The sequence below is a fragment of the Brevundimonas fluminis genome (assembly GCF_003934285.1).
In the GTDB taxonomy this organism is placed as follows: Bacteria; Pseudomonadota; Alphaproteobacteria; order Caulobacterales; family Caulobacteraceae; genus Brevundimonas; species Brevundimonas fluminis.
Map to the genome: position 1 here is coordinate 616,647 of NZ_RQWJ01000004.1, position 8,669 is coordinate 625,315.

Below are 8,669 nucleotides of genomic sequence, written 5' to 3' on the forward strand. Positions count from 1 at the left end.
CGCAGCGCGCAGGCAACGCGCAAACGAAACGGGCCGGGGATCGCTCCCCGGCCCGTCCGTGTCTTCGCGAGAAGTCGGATCTTACTTGATCTGGACCTTGGCGCCGGCCTCGGTCAGCTTCTTGGCGATTTCGTCGGCCTGCTGCTTCGAGACGTTTTCGACGACGTTCTGCGGAGCGCCTTCGACCAGGTCCTTGGCTTCCTTCAGACCCAGGTCCGAACGGACGCCGCGGACTTCCTTGATCACGTTGATCTTCTTGTCGCCGCCGTCGACCAGGACGACGGTGAACTCGGTCTGCTCTTCGCCGGCCGGAGCGGCTTCGCCGCCCGAGGCGCCGCCCGTGGGCATGGCCATGGCCACCGGAGCGGCGGCGGAGACGCCCCACTTTTCTTCCAGCAGCTTGGACAGCTCGGCGGCTTCCAGGACGGTCAGGGACGACAGGTTTTCGACGATTTTGGCGAGATCGGCCATTTTTTCAGTTCCTTCGGAGGATGTTGGTTTGAGGAGATGCGGAGATGGAGGGGCGGCTTACGCCGCGTCCTTGGTGGCGTAGGCGTTGAACACCCGGGCCAGCTGGCCGGCCGGGGCCTGGACGACGCCGGCGATCCTGGTCGCGGGGGCGTTCAGCAGACCCAGCAGCGAGGCGCGGATCTGGTCCAGCGACGGCAGCTTGGACAGGGTTTCGACACCCTTGGCGTCCAGCACCTTGTCGCCCATGAACCCGCCCTGGACCACGAACTTGTCGTTGCCCTTGGCGAACTCGGCGGTCACCTTGGCGGCCGTCACCGCGTCGTTGGCGTAGGCGATGCCCACCGGGCCCTTGAACAGGCCGTGGTAATCGCTGCCCTCTTCGGCTTCGAGCGCCTTCAGCGCCAGGCGGTTCTTGACCACCTTGAACGCGCCGCCGGCGGTACGCAGCCGGCCACGCAGGTCTTCCATTTCCGCAACGGTCAGACCCAGGTTGTGGGTCACGACCACGGCGCCGGCGTCGGCGAAGACGCCCTTCAGCGTCTCGATCGACTCGGCCTTTTGTGCGCGGTCCATTGCGGTCTCCAGTCTTAAGGTTCGAGGCCGGGCTTATTCCCGGCGCCGATTGGCCAAAGCGCCGCGCGTCGCCGCGAGACGTTCAAGCCGGTAGCGATGTCCGAAGGAAGCTCACGCCCTCTCCGCACGAAGGCGAAGGGGATCGTCTGCGACCCATCTCCCCACGGCGCCGGGGGGCTCCCCGACATTTACGGCGTGGGTGGCCCCCACGCCCCGAAGTTCTCGGACAGGACCGTCACGGGCGGACCCGTCACGGCAAGGCGCGCTGCATACACAGGCGTGCCTGGAAACTCAAGGGCGCGGCGTCATTTACCGGAGGGCACGATGACGGAAAGGTCCGGGCAGTCGAAGGCGGCGCAGTATTTGGTTTCCATGTCCGCCGCCATGGCGTCGGCGGCGGCGTACAATTCGTCGTTCATGTCGATCTGCAGCGCGACTTCCTTTCGCGCGAGAGACCGCCCGATAGGGGAACTGTAGAACTCAATGCCCGCATTGAGCTCCTCGTCGGTCATGCTGGCCACGTAGCGAGGAACGATCAGGTCGATCAGCGTGTCCATGAAGCCGTCGAAGAAGACCGGCACGTTGTTCCGGTACCAGGCCCGCTGTTCCGTCGTCATGCTCATGTCGCCGGCCAACTGCTCTTCGATGATCGCTTCGATCATCGGACGAAGGTCGTCGCCGAACGACAGGCGAACGTATCGCTCGGCCAGCTCCGTCCGTCGCAGCAGCTCCCTGTCCTGCGCCGAGGCCGGCTCTGCGGAGGCGATGAGAGCCGTCAACGTGGCGGCCAGAATCAAGATGATGCGCATGGAACGACCCTCCGGGGAACATTGTGTCGCCCCTCGCGGAGCTGGACAAGCAGGGTTCGGCCACGCCCCAAACGAAAACGGCGGCCCCTCATGGAGCCGCCGCTTCCCCGGTCACGATCCGAAGACCGATCAGGCGCCCAGCGAGGCCGGGTCCACCTTGAAGCCCGGGCCCATGGTGGACGACAGGCTGATCTTCTTCACGTAGGTGCCCTTGGCGCCCGACGGCTTGGCCTTGACCAGGGCGTCGACGATCGCCTTGACGTTGGCTTCCAGGGCGGCCTGGTCGAACGAGGCCTTGCCGATGCCGGCGTGGACGATGCCAGCCTTCTCGACGCGGAACTCCACGGCGCCGCCCTTGGCGTCCTTGACGGCTTGGCCGACGTTGGGGGTCACGGTGCCGACCTTGGGGTTCGGCATCAGGCCGCGGGGGCCCAGCACCTTGCCCAGACGGCCCACCAGACCCATCAGGTCCGGCGTCGCGATGACCCGGTCGAAGTCCATGAAGCCGCCGTTGATCTTCTCGAACAGATCTTCGGCCCCCACGATGTCGGCGCCGGCCGCGGTGGCCTCGGCGGCCTTGGCGTCCTTGGCGAAGACGGCGACGCGGACGTCGCGGCCCGTGCCCGACGGCAGGTTGACCACGCCGCGGACCTGCTGGTCGGCGTGACGCGGGTCGACGCCCAGGTTGACGGCGATCTCGATCGACTCGTCGAACTTGGCCTTGGCGTTGTCCTTCACCGCCTTGATGGCGTCGGCGTAGGCCATCGGCGTCTCACGATCGCCGGTCCAGGCCTGGATGCGCTTGGCTTGCTTGGCCATGTGATCAGCCCTCCACCACGTTCAGGCCCATCGCGCGGGCCGAGCCTTCGATGATCTTGGTCGCCTGATCGAGATCGTTGGCGTTCAGATCCTTCATCTTCTTCTCGGCGATCTCGCGCAGCTGGCTGCGCTTGATCTTGCCGGCGGTCTCGCGGCCGGTCTTGGCCGAGCCCGACTTCAGCCCCGTGGCCTGCTTCAGGTACCAGGTCGCCGGCGGCGTCTTGGTGATGAAGGTGAAGCTCTTGTCCTGGTAGACGGTGATCACGGTCGGCAGGGGGGTGCCCTTGCCTTCCTTTTCGGTCCGCGCGTTGAACTCCTTGCAGAAGCCCATGATGTTGACGCCGCGCTGACCCAGGGCCGGGCCGATCGGCGGCGACGGGGTCGCGGAGCCGGCGGGCACCTGCAGCTTGATGTAGCCGAGAATCTTCTTGGCCATTGGTCTCTCCTGTGAAGCCCCGAACTCAATCGGAACGGATGAGCCGTGGTGCGGCATGGCTGCCTTCCACGGATTTGCGCGCCGCGGGACGGGTCCCGTGACGCGAAGGCGGGCGTATAGAGGAAGGCGTCGGGGAAGGCAAACACGCGGTCAGCGCAGTCGCGTCACCAGCCGATCGGCCTGATCGCGGGCGCTGATGCGTTCGTCCTCGCCCGAATACAGCCCGTCCAGATAGGCCAGATCCCAGGTCGTGAGACCCGACACGCCGGAGGGATCCTCGAGGACGTTCAGGACGGTGTCGAAACGGTCCCATTCACCCTGGTCGTCGATCTGGGCGAGGCCGATCATGGTCAGGTAGTCGGCCAGCTGCGCGTAGGTCAGTGAGGGGAGCGCGTCGACGTCGACGATGATGATCAGCCGCATGAGCCGGTCGCTGATCAGGTCGCAACCCCGGAAGTCCAGACCGTGCCGGCGCGATGTGCATTCGGGAGGCGGCGCCCACGGGCCGCGGCCCGGCAGCCTGACCGCGACCTCCCCCGTCGTGACGACGATGGGCAGGCTGACATGCCACCAGCGCACCGCCGCATCCGAGGTCCGGAAGCGCTCCAGAGCCCCGGAGCCTGCGTTGGACCGGGTGTAGCCGAAACGGAAGAATTGCTGCCGGTGCCGGCTGACCATGGACTCAGCCATTCCCCGGCCGTCGGTCGTCCCGGCGACGACCAGGTTGGGATCGCAACCCGGTTCGCCCAGGTCCACGCCCAGATCGCGCGCCACGTCGGACATGCGGTCGATGATGAGATGGGCCGCCTCGGCCTCGAAGTTGACCACGCCGATGCAGACGACGCCGTCCCACCGGGCCAGACCCCGCGTGCGCGCCGGAGCGGAGACCTCTTCGACGAAGGACCGCGCGACGGACTCCAGCGGGCGCCCCTCGACGACGACGTCGTCAACACGGGTGGGCGTTTCGGCGTCCTGGGCGAGCGTGGGCGAGGCGAGGACCGCCGTCAGTCCGACCGCCGCTGCGCCGATCCACCTCCGCATGAAGGCATGCCTAGCACGGTTCTACCGGAAGGCGAGCCCCCTAGCCGGAGACCTTCTCCACCTGGCCGTACTCCAGATCGACCGGGGTCGGACGACCGAAGATGGACACCGCCACGCGCAGACGGGCGTTGTCCTCGTCGACGCTCTCGACCTGGCCGTCGAAGCTGGCGAACGGACCGTCGACGACCTTGACCGTCTCGCCGATGTCGAAGCGGATGGTGGGCTTAGGACGCTCCACGCCCTCTTCCACCTGACCGATGATGTTCTTCACTTCGCGCTCGGACACCGGCAGGGGCTTGGTGCCGCCCGCGGCGCCCAGAAAGCCGGTCACCTTCGGCGTGTTCTTGACCAGGTGATAGGCGTCGTCCGTCATCTCCATCTTCACCAGCACGTAGCCGGGGAAGAATTTCCGCTCGGAATTCACCTTGCGGCCGCGGCGGACCTCCACGACGTCCTCGGTCGGGACCAGGATTTCGGAGAAGTTCTCGGCGAGACCCTGGCGCGCGGCCTGCTCGCGCAGCTGCTCGGCGACCTTCTTCTCGAAGTTCGAATAGGCGTGGACGATGTACCACTTGTGCCGCGGATTGGCGGCGGCTTCGGGCGCGGCGTCGGTCATGGCGGCGTTTCTTCTTATGATCCGAAGGAGATGATGCGTTCGAAGCCCATGCCCAGCAGCAGGTCGACGATCCAGAAGAAGGCCGCGGCGATCGCCACCATGATGAAGACCATCACCGAGGTGATCCAGGTCTCCTTGCGGGACGGCCACACGATCTTGCGCCCCTCGGCGCGCACCTGGCTGAAGAACTGCACGGGCGAGGTGCGGACCTTCGGCGTCGCCGGCTCGACGGTCACGGTCGCGGCGGACGCGCCGGCCGAGGCCTTGGCGCCTGCGGCGGGGTTGCCGGTGCGTCGGCCGGGGAACTTGGGTTTCGCCATCTGGAGTTCAGTCTTTCTCGAACGCTGGAGCCTGTCCCCGCAGATGGGGAGGCCCAGGCTGCGGGAACAGGGGGAATGGCAGGAGTTGGGGGACTCGAACCCACGACCCCCGGTTTTGGAGACCGGTGCTCTACCAGCTGAGCTAAACTCCTAGACAAATCGCGCCGTCCCGACGGATCGGGTGCGGTCTTCGCCAGACGGGGGGCTATGCCCCACCCCGCCCGCCATTTCAAGGGCGAAGGGCGCGCTTCGTGCGGCTCATTCCTGATGTTCCGCGACCGCGCGCGCCTCGTCCTCCGGCCTCACGACCTGCCTGAACAGCAACTTGTCGATGCGGCGGTCGTCCATGTCGATGACCTCGACCTCGAACCGGCCCAGCTGCAGAACCTCGCCCTCGTCCGGCACGCGCGACAGCTGGTGCAGGACCAGACCGGCGACGGTGTGGAATCCCTCGGCCTCGCCGAAATCCTCGCCCAGTTCGTCGGCCAGCTCCTCCAGATCCGTCTGGCCGTCGACCAGCCAGGTCCCGTCCTCGCGTCGGCGGATCATGTCGTCGACTTCGTCGTGTCCCTCGTCGAAGTCGCCGGCGATCATCTCCAGCAGGTCGGTGGCGGTCACCACGCCCTCGAAGGCGCCGAACTCGTCGACCAGGAACGCCATGTGGACCCTGGACGACTTCATGATCTCCAGCGCCTTCAGCACGCTGGTCGACTGGGGGATGAAGGCGGGAATCTGGACGTGTTTCTCGATGTTGAACTCGCCGTTGTCCAACAGACTGTCCAGCAGATCTTTTTTGTGAACCACCCCCAGCGGGTTGTCGACGTCGTTCTCCTTGGCCACCACGATGCGGGAGTAGGGACAGGTGCGAACCTCTTCCCTGAGCTGCGCCTCGGTGTCGTCCAGGGCGACCCAGAAGACCTCGTGGCGCGGCGTCATGGCCACGCGGATCGGCCGGTCTCCCAGGGTCAGGATCTCCTCGATCATCTCCTGTTCTTCCGGCTCGATCAGACCAGCGGAGGTGCCCTCCGCGATCATGGTCTCCACCTCCTCCTGGGTCACGTCGGACCCGTCGCGATCCTTGACCCCGAGAAGCTTCAGGATGCCCGACGTCGACGCCGTCAGCAGGGTGACGAAGGGGTGCAGGACGATCGCCAGCGTCGAGATCGGCGCCGCCATCTTGGCCGCGATGGATTCCGGAAAGATCAGCGCGAGACGCTTCGGAACCAGTTCGCCGACGATCAGCGACACATAGGTGATCAGGATGACCACGAGGGCAGTCGACGCGATCTCGGACCAGGCGGCGGCGGCGGGGAAGGCCGCCTCGATCATGCGGTTCAGCTCGCCCGCGATGGCCGCCTGGCCGTAGGCGCCGGCCAGGATGCCGATCAGGGTGATGCCCACCTGGACGGCGGAGAGGAAATGGGTCGGCTCCTCGGCCAGCTTCAGCGCGGCCCGCGCGCCGCGGTCGCCCTTCTCGGCCCGGCTTTGCAGCTTCGACTTGCGGGAAGACACGACCGCGAGCTCGGTCATGGCGAACAGGCCGTTGAGCACCACGAGGAGCAGAACGACGACGATGGCGACGGCTAACATCTAGGGGGAGGAACCCGGCGCGGCGCGACGGTCGGCGTCCGCGGGCGAGATGATAGGGGCGAACGGCGCGTCGCGCCACGGATTCCTGCAGGCGGTCAGTCCCGGTCCGACCGTCCGACGTCGCCGGAGCCGTACCAGCCGCCCTCGCCCCCGGCCGAGGGCGCCATGGCGCACGCGCTGGCCCCGATCAGGGTGCCGATGAACAGGCCGAGGCGCAGCGCCTTCATCATGGTTGACGAATTCCTAATGAGCCGATCGCCAACGTCAGGCCAGACGCCCGGGTTCCGCGCAAGCCGTCACCCCGCACGGGCGGCGGATTAACCGCGTGCTTCGTTCTTCCGGGGAACGCCGCGCCGGATCACCGGGTTAGGTTCCCCATGTTCCGCTTCGTCTGCGCCGCCTCCGCCCTCGCGCTCGCCCTCGCCGCCTGCGGCGCTCCGGATCCCGCCCCCGTCGAGCCCGCCCCGGCGCCGGGACCGACGGCCCAGGGTCTGGACGTCGCCGGCGTGGAGCGCGCCGTTCCGCCGGCGGGCGTCTGGAACGCGCCGCCTCCGTCGGCGGACGCGTCGTCCGCGCACCCCGATCCCGGCTTGATCCGGCTGCAGATCCTGCTCGACCGTTCCGCCTTCTCGCCGGGCGTCGTCGATGGCCTGCCGGGCGACAACACGCGCCGCGCCGTGGCGGCGTGGCGCGCCGCCCACGCCCTGGACGGCGACGCTCCGGACGCCGCCATGATCGAGGCCCTGACCCGCGCCCATGGCGGGCCGGTGCTGCGCCGGATCGTCCTGACCGAGGCGGACGTCGCGGGCCCCTTCGATCCGCCCGCGTCCGAAAACCTCTCGGAGACGGCGCGGAACGGCGTGGGCTTCACCAGCGCGCGCGAGCGTCTGGCCGAGCGCTTCCACGTCACCGAAGACCTGCTGCAGGCCCTCAACCCGGTCGTCGATTTCCGCCGTGCGGGCGTGGAGCTCGTGGTCCCCGCCTTGTCCGACGCCCCTCTGCCCGAGGTCGCGCGCATCGTGGTGGACAAGTCGGAGACGTCCTTGCGCGCCTTCGACGTGGACGGCCAGCTCGTCGCCTTCTACCCCGCGACAATCGGATCGACCGAACGGCCCGCGCCCTCGGGCACGCTGAGGGTGCTGGGCGTCGCCCCGCGGCCCGACTACACCTACGACCCGAGGAAATTGAGCTACGACCGGGGCGATCGCAAAGTGGTCGTGCCGGCGGGGCCGAACAATCCGGTCGGCACGGTGTGGATCGACCTCTCCGCGGAGAGCTACGGCATTCACGGCACGCCGGACCCGTCGAAGGTGGCGAAGACGGCGTCGAACGGCTGCGTCCGCCTGACCAACTGGGACGCCGAGCAGCTGGCGGCCGCCGTGCGGCCGGGCGTGACCGTCGAATTCCGCTAGGGCGCGCCTGCGGACCGGCGTCCCACGCCTCAGGCGCGTCTCGCGCCGTTCGACGGTTCCTGTCCCGCGCGCCGCAATCGGCCCCCGCACCACGACGCGGCGCCCGACCGGCGTCCTCGGCGGGCCCGCGGATCAGCGGCGATAATGGCCGTAGTCGCCCCGGCGCGGGACGCGCTCATAGCCATAGCGCCCGTCGCGGTTGTAGCCGCCGAACCCGTAACCGCAGGGGTCGTCGCGCTCCGACAGCTGATTGCCGATCAGGCCGCCGGCGATGGCCCCGATGGCGGCGCCCTGCTCCCGGTTCCCCTCGCCGGCGATCGCCGCGCCCGCGATGGCCCCCAGAGCGGCGCCCGACGCCGTCGCGTACTGGCGGTTCTCCCAGTAGTCGCGCTCGCATCGGGACGCATAATCGTCGCCCGTCGACGCGCACGCGCCGAGCAGCAGGGGTGAGCACAGGGCCAGGCCGGTCAGCGCGCGTCGCATGGGATCCTCCAGATTTGCTGGAGGCTGAACGGCTCCGCCCCCGCCCCGTTCCGGAAAGCGGAAGGCCCCGGGATCGCTCCCGGGGCCTTCCTTCATGCT

Annotated in this window: 12 protein-coding genes and 1 tRNA gene; 1 reads left to right on the forward strand and 12 read right to left on the reverse strand. The window is 68.0% G+C overall.

Annotated features, from left to right (window positions below):
- Positions 1-81: 81 nt before the first annotated feature.
- The 11 genes from rplL to EFJ44_RS14090 form a co-directional block, all read right to left on the reverse strand.
- Positions 82-471 (reverse strand): 50S ribosomal protein L7/L12, encoded by a 390-nt coding sequence (gene rplL / locus EFJ44_RS12065; RefSeq protein ID WP_125257434.1) that lies wholly within the window; start codon positions 469-471, stop codon positions 82-84.
- Positions 472-528: 57 nt separating this feature from the next.
- The gene (gene rplJ, locus EFJ44_RS12070) at positions 529-1,044 is read right to left on the reverse strand and encodes a 50S ribosomal protein L10 (protein ID WP_125257435.1); all 516 of its coding nucleotides are present in this window, start codon (positions 1,042-1,044) and stop codon (positions 529-531) included.
- A 305-nt stretch (positions 1,045-1,349) separates the two neighbouring features.
- The gene (locus tag EFJ44_RS12075; protein ID WP_125257436.1) at positions 1,350-1,853 is read right to left on the reverse strand and encodes a DUF2059 domain-containing protein; all 504 of its coding nucleotides are present in this window, start codon (positions 1,851-1,853) and stop codon (positions 1,350-1,352) included.
- 129 nt (positions 1,854-1,982) lie between these two features.
- A complete protein-coding gene (gene rplA / locus EFJ44_RS12080) occupies positions 1,983-2,672 on the reverse strand; it encodes a 50S ribosomal protein L1 (protein WP_125257437.1) in 690 nt (229 codons plus the stop codon).
- A gap of 4 nt (positions 2,673-2,676) precedes the next feature.
- Positions 2,677-3,108, reverse strand: a complete 432-nt coding sequence (gene rplK / locus EFJ44_RS12085; RefSeq protein WP_125257438.1) for a 50S ribosomal protein L11 — start codon at positions 3,106-3,108, stop codon at positions 2,677-2,679.
- Between the two features lie 150 nt (positions 3,109-3,258).
- The gene (locus EFJ44_RS12090; RefSeq protein WP_125257439.1) at positions 3,259-4,149 is read right to left on the reverse strand and encodes a hypothetical protein; all 891 of its coding nucleotides are present in this window, start codon (positions 4,147-4,149) and stop codon (positions 3,259-3,261) included.
- A gap of 40 nt (positions 4,150-4,189) precedes the next feature.
- On the reverse strand, positions 4,190-4,765 hold the full coding sequence (gene nusG, locus EFJ44_RS12095; protein WP_125257440.1) for a transcription termination/antitermination protein NusG: 576 nt from the start codon (positions 4,763-4,765) through the stop codon (positions 4,190-4,192).
- Positions 4,766-4,779: 14 nt separating this feature from the next.
- Entirely contained in the window at positions 4,780-5,085 is a 306-nt protein-coding gene (gene secE, locus EFJ44_RS12100) for a preprotein translocase subunit SecE (RefSeq protein WP_125257441.1), read from the reverse strand.
- Positions 5,086-5,161: 76 nt separating this feature from the next.
- Positions 5,162-5,237: transfer RNA gene (locus EFJ44_RS12105), tRNA-Trp, on the reverse strand.
- A gap of 106 nt (positions 5,238-5,343) precedes the next feature.
- Complete coding sequence (locus tag EFJ44_RS12110; protein ID WP_206426908.1) at positions 5,344-6,675, reverse strand: hemolysin family protein; 1,332 nt, start codon at positions 6,673-6,675, stop codon at positions 5,344-5,346.
- A 95-nt stretch (positions 6,676-6,770) separates the two neighbouring features.
- Positions 6,771-6,905, reverse strand: coding sequence for a hypothetical protein (locus EFJ44_RS14090; protein WP_277596091.1), 135 nt, complete (start codon positions 6,903-6,905; stop codon positions 6,771-6,773).
- 147 nt (positions 6,906-7,052) lie between these two features.
- On the opposite strand from EFJ44_RS14090, the gene EFJ44_RS12115 reads away from it, so the two are divergent.
- On the forward strand, positions 7,053-8,087 hold the full coding sequence (locus EFJ44_RS12115) for a L,D-transpeptidase (RefSeq protein ID WP_125257442.1): 1,035 nt from the start codon (positions 7,053-7,055) through the stop codon (positions 8,085-8,087).
- Between the two features lie 132 nt (positions 8,088-8,219).
- Here EFJ44_RS12115 and EFJ44_RS12120 read toward each other — a convergent pair whose 3' ends face one another.
- Complete coding sequence (locus EFJ44_RS12120) at positions 8,220-8,570, reverse strand: glycine zipper 2TM domain-containing protein (protein WP_125257443.1); 351 nt, start codon at positions 8,568-8,570, stop codon at positions 8,220-8,222.
- Positions 8,571-8,669 lie beyond the last annotated feature (99 nt).

What these genes read in the sequence shown, in the direction of transcription:
- rplA (WP_125257437.1), bottom strand. Translation starts at nt 2,672, where the DNA reads ATGGCCAAGCAAGCCAAGCGCATCCAGGCCTGGACCGGCGATCGTGAG.
- EFJ44_RS12115 (WP_125257442.1), top strand. Translation starts at nt 7,053, where the DNA reads ATGTTCCGCTTCGTCTGCGCCGCCTCCGCCCTCGCGCTCGCCCTCGCC.
- EFJ44_RS12120 (WP_125257443.1), bottom strand. Translation starts at nt 8,570, where the DNA reads ATGCGACGCGCGCTGACCGGCCTGGCCCTGTGCTCACCCCTGCTGCTC.
- nusG (WP_125257440.1), bottom strand. Translation starts at nt 4,765, where the DNA reads ATGACCGACGCCGCGCCCGAAGCCGCCGCCAATCCGCGGCACAAGTGG.
- EFJ44_RS12110 (WP_206426908.1), bottom strand. Translation starts at nt 6,675, where the DNA reads ATGTTAGCCGTCGCCATCGTCGTCGTTCTGCTCCTCGTGGTGCTCAAC.
- EFJ44_RS12075 (WP_125257436.1), bottom strand. Translation starts at nt 1,853, where the DNA reads ATGCGCATCATCTTGATTCTGGCCGCCACGTTGACGGCTCTCATCGCC.
- secE (WP_125257441.1), bottom strand. Translation starts at nt 5,085, where the DNA reads ATGGCGAAACCCAAGTTCCCCGGCCGACGCACCGGCAACCCCGCCGCA.
- rplJ (WP_125257435.1), bottom strand. Translation starts at nt 1,044, where the DNA reads ATGGACCGCGCACAAAAGGCCGAGTCGATCGAGACGCTGAAGGGCGTC.
- EFJ44_RS14090 (WP_277596091.1), bottom strand. Translation starts at nt 6,905, where the DNA reads ATGATGAAGGCGCTGCGCCTCGGCCTGTTCATCGGCACCCTGATCGGG.
- rplL (WP_125257434.1), bottom strand. Translation starts at nt 471, where the DNA reads ATGGCCGATCTCGCCAAAATCGTCGAAAACCTGTCGTCCCTGACCGTC.
- rplK (WP_125257438.1), bottom strand. Translation starts at nt 3,108, where the DNA reads ATGGCCAAGAAGATTCTCGGCTACATCAAGCTGCAGGTGCCCGCCGGC.
- EFJ44_RS12090 (WP_125257439.1), bottom strand. Translation starts at nt 4,149, where the DNA reads ATGCGGAGGTGGATCGGCGCAGCGGCGGTCGGACTGACGGCGGTCCTC.